The sequence below is a fragment of the Streptomyces sp. NPDC059477 genome, assembly GCF_042749375.1.
Taxonomy (GTDB): Bacteria; Actinomycetota; Actinomycetes; order Streptomycetales; family Streptomycetaceae; genus Streptomyces.
On record NZ_JBHYUG010000005.1, the window covers coordinates 22,781 to 37,513 of the forward strand.

The window sequence follows — 14,733 nt, forward strand, 5'->3', positions numbered from 1 at the left end:
CTTCAGAAGGGGGCCGCGGCTGCTGTGTGCGGGGGACGGGCGCGGCCGGGGAGCAACGGCGGTACGTGTCCCTGGCTACGCTCGTATGGTGGAAACAGTCCGTTTCTCGGTCCAGAAAGGCCGTCGTTCCTATGGTGCAGATCAAGAACCCCGAGCAGATCGCCAAGATGCGTGCGGCGGGGTTGGTCGTAGCCGCCATTCACGCGGCCACGCGTGAGGCGGCGGTGCCGGGGGCGTCCACCAAGGATCTGGACGAGGTGGCGCGCAAGGTGCTGGCCGAGCACAACGCCACGTCGAACTTTCTGGGCTACGGCGGCTTCCCGGCCACGATCTGCACCTCCGTGAACGAGGTCGTCGTCCATGGGATCCCGTCCGACGACGTGGTCCTGAAGGACGGGGACATCATCGCCATCGACGCCGGGGCGGTCGTGGAGGGGTGGCACGGCGATGCCGCCTTCACCGCCTTCGTGGGGTCCGGTCACGCTCCGGAGCTGGTCGAGCTGTCCCGGGTGACCGAGGAGTCCATGTGGGCCGGGATCGCGGCCATGAAGCAGGGCGCCCGGCTGGTCGACATCTCCCGGGCCATCGAGACCTACATCCGCCGCCAGCCCAAGCCCGGCGGCGGCCGGTACGGGATCATCGAGGACTACGGCGGGCACGGCATCGGCACCCAGATGCACATGGACCCGCATCTGCTGAACTACGTCGACCGCAAGCGGGGCAAGGGCCCCAAGCTGGTCCCCGGTTTCTGCCTGGCCATCGAGCCGATGGTGTCGCTCGGGACGCCCAGGACCAAGGTGCTCCAGGACGAGTGGACGGTCATCACCACCGACGGCACCTGGTCCTCGCACTGGGAGCACTCCATCGCGCTCACCGAGCAGGGGCCGCTGGTGCTGACCGCGCCCGACGGCGGCCGGGCCAAGCTCGCCGAGTACGGGATCACCGCCGCGCCGGATCCGCTCGCATAACGATCTCCGCGGGCGGGCAGACTTCTGCGATTCGTCTTTCCGGGCGCGCGTGGCGTAGACTGACTCGTCGGCTCTCGTGCGCCCGCATGTCCGCATGCGCCCCTCATGGAAAGTACCTGATCTCCATGATCAAAGGGGAGAAAAGCGCCGGAGTCGATCAAGGTAGTCGATTCCGAAGGGCGAAGCGTGGCCAAGAAGCAAGGTGCCATCGAGATCGAGGGCACTGTCGTCGAGTCTCTGCCTAACGCGATGTTCAAGGTCGAGCTCCAGAACGGCCACCAGGTCCTGGCACACATCAGCGGCAAGATGCGTATGCACTACATCCGCATCCTCCCTGACGACCGGGTCGTGGTGGAGTTGTCTCCGTACGACCTGACCCGTGGCCGGATCGTCTACCGGTACAAGTAGATCTTGCCCAAGCCTTGCGAGCTTTTCGCGGGGCCGACGGCAACTGACCCGGAGAACCTCAATCCCATGAAGGTCAAGCCGAGCGTCAAGAAGATCTGCGACAAGTGCAGGGTGATCCGCCGTCACGGCCGGGTCATGGTCATCTGCGAGAACCCGCGCCACAAGCAGCGCCAGGGCTGATCGCAGTACCCGTCCCTCTGTATCTCTTCGCAGAGACTTCGCGCGACGCGAGCTGAATATGTTCATACGCAGGGCCCGAGCCGCCGCGAGCGGCTTGATACCCCCGGTTCGGAGGCCGGGGACCCAGCCCGTACCAAATCTCTCTCGTGCGAGATGCGAGAGAAGAGGCCGGCGGGTGGGAAATCGGTGCTGCGGAAGACCTCCGAAGATCACCAGGAGCCATTGAATGGCACGCGTTTCCGGTGTTGACATCCCGCGCGAAAAGCGTGTGGAGGTCGCCCTCACCTACGTGTTCGGCATCGGCCGGACCCTCTCCCAGGAGACGCTGGCCGCGACCGGCGTCGACCCCGACACCCGCGTTCGCGACCTCTCCGAGGAGCAGCTCGTCGCGATCCGCGAGTACGTCGACAACAACATCAAGACCGAGGGTGACCTCCGTCGTGAGGTGCAGGCCGACATCCGCCGCAAGGTGGAGATCGGCTGCTACCAGGGCCTCCGTCACCGTCGGGGCCTGCCCGTCCGCGGTCAGCGCACCAGCACCAACGCCCGCACCCGCAAGGGCCCGCGTCGCGCCATCGCCGGCAAGAAGAAGCCGGGCAAGAAGTAGTCCGCAGCGGACTCGCCGTCCAGCGGTCTTCGCTGTAGGACCGACCACCTCCCGTAGGAGTAAAGATGCCCCCCAAGGGTCGTCAGGGCGCTGCCAAGAAGGTGCGCCGCAAGGAAAAGAAGAACGTCGCTCACGGCCACGCGCACATCAAGAGCACGTTCAACAACACGATCGTCTCCATCACGGACCCGTCGGGCAACGTGATCTCCTGGGCCTCCGCCGGCCACGTCGGCTTCAAGGGCTCCCGGAAGTCCACGCCGTTCGCCGCGCAGATGGCCGCCGAGTCGGCTGCCCGCCGCGCTCAGGAGCACGGCATGCGCAAGGTCGACGTGTTCGTGAAGGGCCCGGGTTCCGGTCGTGAGACCGCGATCCGCTCCCTCCAGGCCACCGGTCTTGAGGTCGGCTCCATCCAGGACGTCACGCCGACTCCGCACAATGGGTGCCGGCCGCCGAAGCGTCGCCGGGTCTGACTTTCGGTTCGGCGGCGTTCTCCGCGTGAGCGGAGGTGTTCCACGTCGCCGGGTTTGATCTCCGGGCGCGGCTGAGGTTTTCGGGCGGTACGGCTCTTTCGGTCGTATCGCCCGTACCCTTGTAGTACATCAGGGCGTCAAATAGCGGGCGCCCCTGACTGAAGGAACAGAAACATGCTGATCGCTCAGCGTCCCTCGTTGACCGAAGAGGTCGTCGACGAATTCCGCTCCCGGTTCGTGATCGAGCCGCTGGAGCCGGGCTTCGGCTACACCCTCGGCAACTCCCTGCGGCGTACGCTCCTGTCCTCGATCCCCGGTGCGGCTGTCACCAGCATCCGGGTCGACGGGGTCCTGCACGAGTTCACCACCGTGCCGGGCGTCAAGGAAGACGTCACCGACATGATCCTCAACATCAAGCAGCTGGTCGTGAGCAGTGAGCACGACGAGCCCGTGGTGATGTACCTGCGCAAGCAGGGTCCGGGTCTGGTCACCGCCGCCGACATCGCGCCCCCGGCCGGTGTCGAGGTGCACAACCCCGACCTCGTCCTCGCCACGCTCAACGGCAAGGGCAAGCTGGAGATGGAGCTGACGGTCGAGCGTGGCCGCGGTTATGTCTCCGCCGTGCAGAACAAGCAGGTCGGCCAGGAGATCGGCCGGATCCCGGTCGACTCGATCTACTCGCCGGTGCTGAAGGTCACGTACAAGGTCGAGGCCACGCGTGTCGAGCAGCGCACCGACTTCGACAAGCTGATCGTCGACGTCGAGACCAAGCAGGCGATGCGTCCGCGTGACGCCATGGCCTCCGCCGGTAAGACGCTGGTCGAGCTGTTCGGTCTCGCCCGTGAGCTGAACATCGACGCCGAGGGCATCGACATGGGTCCGTCGCCGACGGACGCCGCCCTCGCCGCGGATCTGGCGCTGCCGATCGAGGAGCTTGAGCTCACCGTTCGGTCGTACAACTGCCTCAAGCGTGAGGGCATCCACTCCGTGGGTGAGCTGGTCGCTCGGTCCGAGGCGGATCTGCTGGACATCCGCAACTTCGGTGCGAAGTCCATTGACGAGGTCAAGGCGAAGCTGGCCGGGATGGGTCTCGCGCTCAAGGACTCGCCTCCCGGGTTCGACCCGACCGCCGCGGCCGACGCCTTTGGCGCGGATGACGATGCGGATGCCGGGTTCGTGGAGACCGAGCAGTACTGATCGCTCCGCGAGGACGCGGTACTGCGGGTGCGGGTGCGCTGTGCTTGATCGCGCAGTTCCTCGCGCCCCCTTCCGGGAGCACCCCTTCGGGGCTGCTCCCGGATCTCCGACAGACGGCCGTCTGCTCGGATACTGACCCTGGTACCTGATACGGCCGGGGCAGAGACACAGGAGAATCATCATGCCGAAGCCCACCAAGGGTGCCCGTATGGGCGGCAGTGCCGCGCACGAGAAGCTGCTCCTCGCGAACCTCGCGAAGGCGCTGTTCGAGCACGGTCGTATCACCACCACCGAGGCGAAGGCGCGCCGGCTGCGGCCGTACGCCGAGCGGCTGGTCACCAAGGCGAAGAAGGGTGACCTTCACAACCGCCGTCAGGTGCTCCAGGTGATCACGGACAAGAGCATCGTGCACACGCTCTTCACCGAGATCGGCCCGCGCTACGAGAACCGTCCGGGTGGTTACACCCGGATCACCAAGATCGGTAACCGTCGTGGCGACAACGCGCCCATGGCTGTCATCGAGCTGGTCGAGGCGCTGACCATCGCGCAGCAGGCCACGGGTGAGGCTGAGGCGGCGACTGTGCGTGCCGCCAAGGAAGATGTCCTCAAGAAGGACGCCCTTGTGAAGGACGACGCCGTCGAGGCGCAGTCCGACGAGGTCGTCGAGGACGCCAAGCCGGAGACCGAGGAGTCGAAGGAGGCGTAAGCCGTCCTTTGGCTGCCGGTCCGTTGTGGCTGGTCGCGCAGTTCCCCGCGCCCCTAAGGGCAGGGCGTTGGCGGGTCCGTTCCTTTCGGGGCGGGCCCGCCTTCTTGTTGCTGAAAGGAATCTGGGGTGAGTGACGAGGTTCAGCCCGGCTGGGTGCGGGTGCGGCTCGACCTGTCGTACGACGGGGGTGGGTTTCATGGGTGGGCCAAGCAGGCGGGGGGGCAGCGGACCGTCCAGGGGGAGATCGAGGATGCCTTGCGGACCGTGACGCGGGCCGGGGGGGTGACGTATGAGCTGACCGTGGCCGGGCGGACGGATGCGGGGGTGCATGCGCGGGGGCAGGTGGCTCATGTGGATCTGCCTGTGGAGGTGTGGGGGGAGCAGCGGGAGAAGCTGCTGAAGCGGCTTGCCGGGCGGTTGCCCAAGGATGTGCGGGTGTGGCGGGCGGCGGAGGCGGCCGAGGGGTTCAACGCTCGGTTCGCCGCTCTGTGGCGGCGGTATGTGTACCGGGTGGGGGATGCGCCGGGGGGTGTCGATCCGTTGCTGCGCAGTCATGTGCTGTGGCACGACTGGGCGTTGGATGCCGACGTCATGGACGCTGCCGCCAAGTCGCTGGTGGGGGAGCATGACTTCGCCGCTTATGCGAAGAAGCGGGTGGGGGCCTCGACCGTGCGGGAGATCTTTGACTTCGGGGTGCGGCGGAGCGGGGACGGGGTCGTCGAGATCGAGGTGCGGGCCGATGCGTTCTGCCACAACCAGGTGCGGTCCATGGTGGGGGCGCTGCTGTTCGTGGGGGACGGGCACCGGGGGGTGGAGTGGCCCCGGAAGGTGCTGGACGCCGGGGTGCGGGACAGTGCGGTGCATGTGGTGCGTCCGCACGGGCTGACTTTGGAGGAGGTCGCCTATCCGGCCGACTCGTTGTTGCGGGAGCGGCAGCGGGAGGCTCGGCGGGTGCGGGGGCAGGTGCATTGAGGGGGAGGGCTCCGCGTGGTTGGTGCGGAGCCCTCCTCGTGGGGTCAGGCCTTGTCGAGGATTTCTTGCAGGTGGGGCTTCAGGAACGGCTTGAGGGTTCTGCTGTAGCCCGAGGTGATGTGGCTGTCGTCGTAGTAGACGAGGTGGTCGCCGATCACCGAGGGGCAGACGCCCGCCGCGCAGAACGCGGGGGTCGTGTCGATGATCCGGGCGCCGTGCTGCTCGGCCACCTCCCGCTCCATGGCGCGGAAGTCGGTGTACTCCAGGGCCTGCCACTCCTCGCGGTTGCACGGGGAGATGTCGTCGATGTTGGTGGCCAGGCAGTCGGGGATGTTCTGGCCGGGCTGCGGGGTGTCCGTCATGTAGACGAGGTCGGCGCCGGTCTCCTCGAACACCTTGAACGCGGCCTCGGCGCCCTCCCGGGTGGCCTCCTGACGGGCCCGGTTGGTGACGATCAGCACGTCGGGCTTGAGCTTCTTCAGCTCGGCGAAGGCCGACTCGCGCCAGCTGTCGCACTCGGTGTACGCGCGGCCCAGGTTGGGGCTCATGATGTGGTAGACCTGCGGCGAGCAGCCGCCCTTCGTCATGGTCACCACCTTGGCGTCGAGTTCGGCGCCGAGTTCATGGAACAGGTCGTTCCACTGCCAGGCGTGCGAGTCGCCCATGAGGACCACCGTCTTGTCGGCGTCCGGGTTGCCGATGACGCAGCCCTCGCGCATCTTGAACTCGGTGACCTCGGTGTTGTCGATACAGCCCTTGGTGGCGTGGTTGCCGGCTGCCTTCAGCAGGGTGCTCTGCACGGCGTCGGACAGTTCCCGCTGGTGGGCGGCGCTCTCGACGGACGCGGTGCCGGTGTATCCGGTGGCCTCGGTGGTCGAGTCGGAGGACGTCGCCAGGTTCAGGGGCACGATCGCGGCCAGCACCATCGCCCCGGCCGTCCCCGCGGTGGTGAAACCGCCGGTGAGGACGCCCTTCCAGGGGCGGGCCACCAGCGTCACATTGTTCTTGAACCTGCGCTCGACCAGGTAGTGCATGGCGATGGCGAGCAGGAAGGACAGGACGGCGACCCGCAGCCGCTCCTGGAAGGTGAACTCCCGGTCCACGATGTACGGCCACATCACCAGGATCGGCCAGTGCCACAGGTACCAGCCGTAGCTGACATTGCCGATGAAGTTGAACACGGGGTTGTGCAGGACGCGTTCGGCGCCGAATCCGGGGTTGGCGCAGCCGCCGCCGATGATCAGGAGGGTGCCGATGACCGGGCCGGCCACCGCGTAGCCGGGGAGCGGGGTCTCCGAGGTGATGAGCAGTGAGGTGACCAGGATGGTGCCCAGGCCCAGCCAGGTCAGCAGCCCGGCCACGGTGCGGTTCAGCCGGGAGGCGTACGGCGCGAGGAGGGCGAGCAGTACGCCGGAGGTGATCTCCCAGATCCGGGTGTGGGTGCTGAAGTACGCGAGCGGCTGGTCGATGGGGGTCTGGGTGTAGCCCGTGTAGAAGGAGGCGCCGATCACGGCCAGCAGGAAGACGCCGACCAGCGCGCGGTTGCGCAGGATCTTGCGGCTCAGCCAGACCAGGGCGACCAGCAGGATCGGCGCGGCCACATAGAACTGCTCCTCGATGCTCAGCGACCAGAAGTGCTGGTACGGGGTCTGGGAGCCGTCGTTGGCGAAGTAGTCGGTGCCGTTCTCGACCAGGCGCCAGTTCATGAAGCTCAGGGAGGCGCTCAGGCCGTCCGCCACGAAGTCACGGAATTTCAGGGGGCTGGCGAAGATCCAGGCGAGGATGGCGGTGGCGACGATGGTGACGGCCATCGGGGGTGCCAGCCGGCGGAAGCGGCGGGCCCAGAACTTGGTGAGGGAGACCTTGCCGGTCTTGTCGATCTCGGCGAAGAGCTGGCTGCCGATCAGGAAGCCGCTCAGCACGAAGCTCACGTCCACGCCGCCGTGGATGTCGAGCAGCCCGCAGTGCATGCTGACCACCATCAGGATGGCGACGGCACGCAGGCCCTGGATGTCGGGCCGGTATTTGCGAAGACGCTCGGTCTCCACGGCCGTGGTGCGGTGGCGGGACATGTTTCTCCAGTGACTGACTGACCGGACGAGTCGTGGGAGGGCGGTGCGGCCTCAGTGGACCGTCGGGCAGGCGACGGCCGTGCCGCTGACCCGGACGCCCTGGGCGGGGATGCGGATGCCGCAGGAGAGCCGGAGCTGGGCGGGGAGTTCGTTGTCCGCACCGACCTCGGCGTGGCAGCCGACGACGGCCTCGCGCAGTACGGACCGGGCGCCGATGACGGAGTCGTGGTCCGCGACGGACTCATGGACCCGGGCGCCGGACTCGACGGTGACCCGGGCGCCGATGATGGCGCGGTCGATCACCACGTCCGGGCCGATCACGGCGTGCGGGCCGACGCAGGAGCCGCCCAGGACACGGGCGCTCGGGTCGATCCGGGCCGTCGGGTGGATCAGGGCCTCGGCGGGCGGGGGCACCAGCGGGGAGCGGGCCCGGCCGGTGACGAGGTCGGCCGAGCCGTGCACGAAGGCGAGCGGGGTGCCGAGGTCGCGCCAGTAGTCGGCGGTGGTGTGGCCGTACACCAGGGCGCCGGCGGCGACGAGCCGGGGGAACGTCTCCTGCTCGACGGAGACCTCGCGGTCGCCGGGGATGGCGTCCAGCACCGACCGGCGGAAGACATAGCAGCCCGCGTTGATCTGGTCGGTGACGCACTCGGCGGCGGTCTTGGGCTTCTCCAGGAAGGACAGCACCCTGCCGTCGTCGTCGGTGGGCACCAGACCGAAGGCGCGCGGGTCGGCGACCCGGGTCAGATGCAGGGTGACATCGGCGTCCCGGCCGCGGTGCGCGGCGAGGATGCCCCGCAGATCGACGCCGGAGAGGATGTCGCCGTTGAGGATCAGCACCGGTTCGTCGGGGGCGCCGCGCAGCAGGCGTCCGGCGTTGCGGATGGCGCCGCCGGTGCCGAGGGGGACCTTCTCCACGGCGTACGAGATCCGAAGGTCCTGGGAGAAGTCCTGGAACTCCTCCTCGAAGAGACCGGCGAGATAGGAGGTGGCGAACACCACGTGCTCGACTCCGGCGTCGATCAGCTTGGCGATCTGGTGCCGGATGAAGGACGAGCCCGCCACGTTCAGCAGCGGTTTGGGGGTGTGGTTGGTGAGCGGGCGCAAGCGGGTTCCCTTGCCGCCCACCAGGATGATGGCTTCCTGCATGATTCCTCGGGTCAGCTAGCGGTGTCGGTGCCGGGGCCTGCGTAGTCGGAGGTGAAGCAGGAGGTGACGGCCTTCTCGGTGAGAGGGCGTCCCGCGAAGTCGAGCCGGGAGGCGACCGCGTCGTCGGGCGGGGTGTTGGGGTCGTCGTCGAACCAGATCGACCACCAGTACACGCCCTTCATCCGGCGCTCCTGGACCACCTGGCAGACGGCGGTGTACCAGGTGGCCTGCACCTCGGGGTTGAGGGCCCGCTTGGTGTAGAAGTCGCCGGGGGCGTGGTAGGCGCCGTCCATGGCGCCGATGCCGGCCTCGGCGATGGTGATGTTCGGCAGTTCGCCGGTGGCCTTCTTGTCCAGCCACTCGTTCCAGCCCTCGACCAGTTGGCCGACGGAGGCGGTGTCGGGCACCTCGATGGGGAAGTAGGCGTCGACGCCGAGACTGCTGACCGGCATGTTGATCCGGCCGGAGACGTAGTTGTCCCAGTTGGCGTCGTAGGCGACCTCGCCGGAGAAGGTCTGCTCGGCCTCGGTGACCAGGGGTTCCCAGCCGGGGTCGCCCTCCATGGAGTTCAGCTCGGTGCCGATCACGAAGGTGTCGGCCTTCGCCTGCTCGGCGGCCTTGAGATAGGGGTCCAGCAGCGTCCCGTACGAGGAGAACCAGGCCGAGCGGGAGGCGGGTTCGATGTTGCCGCGCCAGCCGTCCGGCGGGTCCAGGGCCGCCTCGTCCATGATCGGGCGCAGGGTGGTGCGGAAACCGGCGTCCTTGAAGACCTTCAGCACCTGGGCCAGCCGCCCGGGGGAGGGGGTCTTGGCCCCGGTGGCGAGGGTGTTGGACGTGACGCCCTCGGTGAAGAAGGGGAACGAGAGGGACACCGAGTTGGCGCCCAGCCCGATCAGATATGTGGCGTGCTTGCGGGCCTGGGCCTCGATGAAGCTGCCGGAACGCTTCTCCTGTTCCTCCTCCCAGTACAGCTGCACACCCCACTGGGGCATGCCCTCCTTCCAGGGCTTGGCGACCTGGAGGCCGGAGGCGGTGGAGGGGGAGGTTCCGGTGGCGGGACCGGACGGCGTACCGGGCTCGCGCGGGGCCTGGGCGGGCTCCTCGGAGTCGTCGAGCACGATCTCCGGGAGGCGTGATCCGGACTCCCAGCGCACCGGGTGGTCGCCGAGCACGAAGGGGGTGCCCACCACCACGGTGAGCACGGTCGCCGGGAAAAGGGCGAGCAAGGGCAGTCGTGAGCGCATGTCAGGTGTCTTCCGGGGGTCGGCCGGGCGGTCAGGCGGGCTTGGCGATCACGACGAACTTGTTCTCCTCGCGCCGGGCGAACTTGATGAAGCCCCGCAGGCCGCCGAGGCCCTCCAGCACCGAGAAGACCGGGATCATCGCGACCACGACGATCGGCTCCCACCACTTGCGCCGGCCGCTGACGGAGGCGAGGGCGTTCAGCCGCAGCCCCTCCCAGTAGGTCCAGATGACATAGGCGAAGTTGAGTGCCCACAGGATGACCACGGACTGGGTCACGGGGGAGGTGTTCATGTCGTTGAGGAGCCAGCCGATGAGCAGCACGGCACCGATGTGCTGGAGCGGGCCCAGGATCCAGGTGGTCACGCACACCGACAGGAACCAGCGGTAGCGCAGCGGCACGGCCCGGTTGAAGCACAGGGCGACCAGGCCCCACGCCCAGCGTTCGCGCTGCTTGATGAAGTCCTTGGCGTTGGCGGGGGAGGCGCCGTAGCAGCGGCCGTTGAACCAGTCGCTGCGGCCCGGGTACTTCCGGCAGAAGGTCAGGGCGAGCCGGGCGTCCTCGACGATCTCCTTCGGCCCGAAGTCCCAGCCGATCTCGGCCTCGATGGAGGCCCGCAGCACGAGCAGTTCGCCGTGGACCCCGGCGGCCGGGGTGCCGAGGCCGGTCAGCGCCCGGAACCGGGCGATGTCGTCGGCGGGGCGGACGGCGTCGGCGAGCCAGGTGAACATGCTCACCGCGTTCTCGCGCGGGTAGGTCAGGATGCCCTGGGCCATGTGCTTGGCCTTGTCGGGGTGGGCGCGGCGCTGCCGGTTGATGAACTGGGCCAGCGCGGCGGCGGTGTCGGGGCCGACGCCGGTGTCGTCGTCCATGTGCAGCACCCAGACGTAGTCCAGCGCCTCGCCCTCCTCGATCCGCAGCTCGTGGGCGTAGTGGTTGGCGCGGGCCTTGAAGCGGGTGCCGTTGGCGGGGACGTAGTCCTTGGGCACCGTGATCACCCGGATCAGCGGGTGGGAGTCGGCGAGCCGGTCGATGGCCTCGGCGGCCTCGCAGCCCTCCTCGGTGAGGATGTCGACCCGCAGGTACGGGAAGTACTCGGGGAGATGTTCCACGTAGGACAAGATGGAACGTTCCAGCGCCGGGTAGGTGTCGTGCCGGCCGATGGTCGGGCAGAGCGCGATCAGGAAGTCCTGGTCGGCCGGGGCGGGCGCGGTCATCAGGTCGCTCTTGCGCACCCGGCGGCGGATCAGCAGCGCGCCCTGGATGCCGACCATCACCCCTGCCACGGGCAGTGACCAGACGACGGTCAGGACCCAGCTCATGGCCGAGGTGCTCGGACGGTAGGTCCACAGACCCAGGAACGTCAGAAGGATGAAGGGCAGCAGGAACGGGACGATGCCGGGCTTCCAGGACGCCGTGCGTTTGGCCAGTTTCTGGCTCTGCCGCGATAGCGGCGCTCCCCCGGTGACCAGTGACGTTGCCATGTCGCTGCGGAACTCCCTGAGATCGTTGGTGCGTTGAGGCAGCGACAGATCTCGGCCACGGCACATCGGTGTGCCACAGCGCATCAAGCGTGGGTTCCCTGCCCCCCTCAACGCCTTCTTCGGCGCATTCGGCCCATCACCGCTCAGATGCCCCCCCAGGCGCCCAAACCACAGACCGAACAGAAGCAAGATACTCGCACGTATGAGTGGAGTATGAAACGGCTGTGGACAAAATGTGGAAGGAATTTGAGCAAACGGGGGCTTGTGTCGTGATCACGCGGGGAACGTAGTAGGTCCGTTTCCCGCCTTCCGGGGAGTTCTTCCACCAGGCATGGAGGCGGTGTTGTGCGCCTGCGGCCGGCCCCGGAAGATCCACGGCATCTGGGGTCTTTCGGTCACTGTGCGGGGCCGGGCGGCCGGCCCGTGATGTCCCTCACCTCGCGGCCGTAGGAGCCGTCCCGGGAAGTCGTCCTTCTCGCCGCGGGGCGGCCGGGCATGAGAGGAGGAGCGGGCCCGGCCCGCGGCCCGGCCCGGCCGGCATCGCGTACACCCTGCGTGCCTCCACGGTCGCCTCGGGTCACGTTCGCGCAGGTCGGTCGGTACGGGAGCGGGGTCTTTGGCGTCGTCGGGGGCGTCCTTCGGCCAGGCCCCTACCGCCATCGGTGCCAGTACGGCGGCCGGTGCTCAGGGTGGGAAAGGCCCGGTCAGTCGGCCGCTGCCGCCGCCGAGGCCTGGGCCTCGCCGCGGCGGCGGATCTGGCGGAAGGTGAATTCGGCCAGGTCGTCGCCGGTGGAGAAGACCGCAGTGTCGTTGGTCGTGACGTCCTTGCCGTCGGTGAAGCCGGAGACCGTGAAGTAGGCGTAGCGGCCGTAGGAATTCGTCGTGGAGCGGCAGATCGCGGCGTTGCAGAAGGCGTCGATGCCGCCGCCGGACAGGGCGGAGACGACGCTCTCGTCGTCGGCCTGTCCCTTGGCCTCGGTCGCCTGCGCCTCGGTGTCGAAGACGGCCACGCCGACCGTCACCGCCACGCCGTCCTTGGTGTAGGAGACCCGCAGCAGACGGGTGCAGCCGTTGTCGTCCAGGACCTTGGGGAGGGTGCCCTGGGCGGCCGAGGCGCAGTCGCCGGTGTCGGCCGTGGGGCCCTTCTTGTAGACGGTCTCGCCCATGGTCAGCTGGGTGCCCGGGAACAGGCTCTCCGCGCTCAGCGGGGCCTTGTCCTTGGTCGCGCTGGAGATGAAATCCTTGGGGTCCAGCGGCGGCGGCGCGCTGGTCGGCTCGAACGAAGGCGCCGGGCCGGAGCCGCTCGGGATGTCCGCGCTGGAGGGGAGCTGGGAGCCGCGCTGGTCCGTGCCGTCGCTGTCACCGTTCGCGGACACCACGGCCACCGCGACGGCCGTGCCGACGGCGATGGTCGCGAGCGCCCCGCCGCCGATGAACAGCAGCCGGCGCCGCTTCTTGCGGGCCTCGGAAGCCTCGGCGAGGGCAGCCCAGTCCGGCGTCCCGTCGTCGTTGCCGCTGTTCCAGGGCTGCTGCGAATGCGGTTTCCAGGGATCCCACTGGGACTGGGGTCCCCCCTGCCCATAGCTCATGAGGCGCATCTTAGACGGGCACGGAGAACGGCTGTTCCGGCTCAACGGGCCCTGCGGACCGCGGCGTTCGCACCCTTACGACCGGCAAATAGGGATATCTGGGTTGGTTCGGTCCGCTGCCCGAAGGTGGTCGTCGCACTGTGTGGGGGAATGGTGACAGAATGGGAGGGAGGTGGCGCTTCGGGTGGCGGGTTCGGACTCGTTTTGACCGACAAAAGGAGCCCGGGTATTCTGCTTGTTCGTTGTGTATTGGCTTGCTCATTCTCACGGGACGGGCCCTTACACCGGTCCACCGGGCCGATGACCAGCGACCCCATTACGCGGTATGCGTCGCCGCCGTGCGGTCCAGGCTGTCGTGATCGTTTCGGTGACCTGTTCAGGACCATTCACTCGAAGCGAAGGCTACGAACCGTGCGTACGTACAGCCCCAAGCCCGGCGATGTGACGCGCCAGTGGCACGTCATCGACGCTCAGGACGTCGTCCTGGGCCGTCTCGCCTCCACCACAGCGTCCCTTCTGCGGGGCAAGCACAAGCCGATCTACGCGCCGCATGTCGACACCGGTGACTTCGTCATCATCATCAACGCCGACAAGGTGCACCTCTCCGGCAACAAGCGGACCCAGAAGCTGGCGTACCGCCACTCCGGCTACCCGGGCGGTCTGCGCTCCGTCCGCTACGACGAGCTGCTGGACAAGAACCCCGAGAAAGCCATCGAGAAGGCTGTCAAGGGCATGCTCCCCAAGAACACCCTGGGCCGTCAGATGCTCTCCAAGCTGAAGGTCTACCGCGGCGAGGTCCACCCGCACGCGGCCCAGCAGCCGGTCCCGTTCGAGATCACCCAGGTCGCGCAGTAATTCCGGCCACCCCTAAGACCGAAGAGAATCTGAGGAGCATCGTGGCCGAGACCACTGCCGAGCAGCCGCTCGAAGAGCTTGACATCGAGAGCTACACCACCGAGTCCGAGGTGCCGGTGGAGGGTGAGTACACCTCCGAGTCCCTCGCCTCCGCCTTCGGTGAGCCCCAGCCCGCCGCGGGCCTGGGCCGCCGCAAGAACGCCATCGCCCGTGTCCGGATCGTCCCGGGCACCGGCAAGTGGAAGATCAACGGTCGCACCCTTGAGGACTACTTCCCCAACAAGGTGCACCAGCAGGAAGTCAACGAGCCGTTCAAGGTGCTGGAGCTGGAAGGCCGCTACGACGTGGTCGCCCGCATCGCCGGTGGCGGTGTCTCCGGCCAGGCCGGCGCCCTGCGTCTCGGTGTCGCCCGCGCCCTGAACGAGGCCGATGTCGACAACAACCGCGGCGCCCTGAAGAAGGCCGGATTCCTCCGCCGCGACGACCGTGCGGTCGAGCGCAAGAAGGCCGGTCTGAAGAAGGCCCGCAAGGCCCCGCAGTACAGCAAGCGCTAAGTCTCGCTGCCTGCGCGTACGGTCTGCCCGTACGGCCGGTGGTACGGCTCGTTTGGGTACACCCCCCCCAACGCCCGTGAGGGCGTTTTCGACACACAACACCCCCCCCCGCGCCCCCCCGCGGGGGGGGGGGGGGGGGGGGGGGGGGGGGGGGGTGTCGGGGGGGGCGCGCCCCGGGGGGGGGGGGGGCCCCCCCCTCCTCGTGGGGTCAGGCCTTGTCGAGGATTTCTTGCAGGTGGGGCTTCAGGAACGGCTTGAGGGTTCTGCTGTAGCCCGAGG

General features: G+C 68.1%; 15 protein-coding genes. 10 read left to right on the forward strand and 5 right to left on the reverse strand.

Annotation, left to right across the window (positions count from 1 at the left end; genetic code table 11):
* The first annotated feature begins 131 nt into the window (after positions 1-131).
* The 8 genes from map to truA all read left to right on the forward strand — a co-directional run bounded on the left by map (position 132) and on the right by truA (position 5,508).
* Positions 132-968, forward strand: coding sequence for a type I methionyl aminopeptidase (gene map, locus ACFXAZ_RS03865; RefSeq protein ID WP_384584610.1), 837 nt, complete (start codon positions 132-134; stop codon positions 966-968).
* 186 nt (positions 969-1,154) lie between these two features.
* The gene (gene infA, locus ACFXAZ_RS03870) at positions 1,155-1,376 is read left to right on the forward strand and encodes a translation initiation factor IF-1 (RefSeq protein WP_003948620.1); all 222 of its coding nucleotides are present in this window, start codon (positions 1,155-1,157) and stop codon (positions 1,374-1,376) included.
* A gap of 66 nt (positions 1,377-1,442) precedes the next feature.
* Complete coding sequence (rpmJ, locus tag ACFXAZ_RS03875; RefSeq protein WP_003998809.1) at positions 1,443-1,556, forward strand: 50S ribosomal protein L36; 114 nt, start codon at positions 1,443-1,445, stop codon at positions 1,554-1,556.
* Between the two features lie 226 nt (positions 1,557-1,782).
* Positions 1,783-2,163 (forward strand): 30S ribosomal protein S13, encoded by a 381-nt coding sequence (gene rpsM / locus ACFXAZ_RS03880; protein ID WP_382680375.1) that lies wholly within the window; start codon positions 1,783-1,785, stop codon positions 2,161-2,163.
* Between the two features lie 65 nt (positions 2,164-2,228).
* The gene (gene rpsK / locus ACFXAZ_RS03885) at positions 2,229-2,633 is read left to right on the forward strand and encodes a 30S ribosomal protein S11 (protein WP_003956432.1); all 405 of its coding nucleotides are present in this window, start codon (positions 2,229-2,231) and stop codon (positions 2,631-2,633) included.
* Positions 2,634-2,807: 174 nt separating this feature from the next.
* On the forward strand, positions 2,808-3,830 hold the full coding sequence (locus tag ACFXAZ_RS03890; RefSeq protein ID WP_161182732.1) for a DNA-directed RNA polymerase subunit alpha: 1,023 nt from the start codon (positions 2,808-2,810) through the stop codon (positions 3,828-3,830).
* A 181-nt stretch (positions 3,831-4,011) separates the two neighbouring features.
* Positions 4,012-4,536: a 50S ribosomal protein L17 gene (rplQ, locus tag ACFXAZ_RS03895; protein WP_384584613.1), complete on the forward strand. Its 525-nt coding sequence runs from the start codon at positions 4,012-4,014 to the stop codon at positions 4,534-4,536.
* 126 nt (positions 4,537-4,662) lie between these two features.
* The gene (gene truA, locus ACFXAZ_RS03900) at positions 4,663-5,508 is read left to right on the forward strand and encodes a tRNA pseudouridine(38-40) synthase TruA (protein WP_384584616.1); all 846 of its coding nucleotides are present in this window, start codon (positions 4,663-4,665) and stop codon (positions 5,506-5,508) included.
* Positions 5,509-5,552: 44 nt separating this feature from the next.
* On the opposite strand, the gene ACFXAZ_RS03905 is transcribed toward truA, so the two are convergent.
* From ACFXAZ_RS03905 to ACFXAZ_RS03925, 5 genes are all read right to left on the reverse strand, one after another.
* Positions 5,553-7,580: an acyltransferase family protein gene (locus tag ACFXAZ_RS03905; protein WP_384584619.1), complete on the reverse strand. Its 2,028-nt coding sequence runs from the start codon at positions 7,578-7,580 to the stop codon at positions 5,553-5,555.
* Positions 7,581-7,631: 51 nt separating this feature from the next.
* Positions 7,632-8,729: a sugar phosphate nucleotidyltransferase gene (locus tag ACFXAZ_RS03910; RefSeq protein ID WP_384584622.1), complete on the reverse strand. Its 1,098-nt coding sequence runs from the start codon at positions 8,727-8,729 to the stop codon at positions 7,632-7,634.
* 11 nt (positions 8,730-8,740) lie between these two features.
* Positions 8,741-9,973, reverse strand: coding sequence for a glycoside hydrolase family 113 (locus ACFXAZ_RS03915; protein ID WP_384584624.1), 1,233 nt, complete (start codon positions 9,971-9,973; stop codon positions 8,741-8,743).
* A 31-nt stretch (positions 9,974-10,004) separates the two neighbouring features.
* Positions 10,005-11,456 (reverse strand): glycosyltransferase family 2 protein, encoded by a 1,452-nt coding sequence (locus ACFXAZ_RS03920; RefSeq protein WP_384584627.1) that lies wholly within the window; start codon positions 11,454-11,456, stop codon positions 10,005-10,007.
* 704 nt (positions 11,457-12,160) lie between these two features.
* Positions 12,161-13,045, reverse strand: a complete 885-nt coding sequence (locus ACFXAZ_RS03925) for a hypothetical protein (RefSeq protein WP_384584630.1) — start codon at positions 13,043-13,045, stop codon at positions 12,161-12,163.
* 411 nt (positions 13,046-13,456) lie between these two features.
* Here ACFXAZ_RS03925 and rplM point away from each other — a divergent pair, with 411 nt between their 5' ends.
* Both rplM and rpsI read left to right on the forward strand, forming a co-directional pair.
* A complete protein-coding gene (gene rplM, locus ACFXAZ_RS03930) occupies positions 13,457-13,900 on the forward strand; it encodes a 50S ribosomal protein L13 (protein WP_382680387.1) in 444 nt (147 codons plus the stop codon).
* Positions 13,901-13,941: 41 nt separating this feature from the next.
* The gene (gene rpsI / locus ACFXAZ_RS03935) at positions 13,942-14,454 is read left to right on the forward strand and encodes a 30S ribosomal protein S9 (RefSeq protein ID WP_382680388.1); all 513 of its coding nucleotides are present in this window, start codon (positions 13,942-13,944) and stop codon (positions 14,452-14,454) included.
* The last annotated feature ends 279 nt before the right edge of the window (positions 14,455-14,733 follow it).

Bases quoted from the DNA above. Each gene is read 5' to 3' on its own strand.
- ACFXAZ_RS03920 (WP_384584627.1), bottom strand. From the start codon at position 11,456: ATGGCAACGTCACTGGTCACCGGGGGAGCGCCGCTATCGCGGCAGAGC.
- ACFXAZ_RS03905 (WP_384584619.1), bottom strand. From the start codon at position 7,580: ATGTCCCGCCACCGCACCACGGCCGTGGAGACCGAGCGTCTTCGCAAA.
- rpmJ (WP_003998809.1), top strand. From the start codon at position 1,443: ATGAAGGTCAAGCCGAGCGTCAAGAAGATCTGCGACAAGTGCAGGGTG.
- rpsK (WP_003956432.1), top strand. From the start codon at position 2,229: ATGCCCCCCAAGGGTCGTCAGGGCGCTGCCAAGAAGGTGCGCCGCAAG.
- rpsM (WP_382680375.1), top strand. From the start codon at position 1,783: ATGGCACGCGTTTCCGGTGTTGACATCCCGCGCGAAAAGCGTGTGGAG.
- rplQ (WP_384584613.1), top strand. From the start codon at position 4,012: ATGCCGAAGCCCACCAAGGGTGCCCGTATGGGCGGCAGTGCCGCGCAC.
- ACFXAZ_RS03915 (WP_384584624.1), bottom strand. From the start codon at position 9,973: ATGCGCTCACGACTGCCCTTGCTCGCCCTTTTCCCGGCGACCGTGCTC.
- ACFXAZ_RS03910 (WP_384584622.1), bottom strand. From the start codon at position 8,729: ATGCAGGAAGCCATCATCCTGGTGGGCGGCAAGGGAACCCGCTTGCGC.
- ACFXAZ_RS03925 (WP_384584630.1), bottom strand. From the start codon at position 13,045: ATGAGCTATGGGCAGGGGGGACCCCAGTCCCAGTGGGATCCCTGGAAA.
- ACFXAZ_RS03890 (WP_161182732.1), top strand. From the start codon at position 2,808: ATGCTGATCGCTCAGCGTCCCTCGTTGACCGAAGAGGTCGTCGACGAA.
- map (WP_384584610.1), top strand. From the start codon at position 132: ATGGTGCAGATCAAGAACCCCGAGCAGATCGCCAAGATGCGTGCGGCG.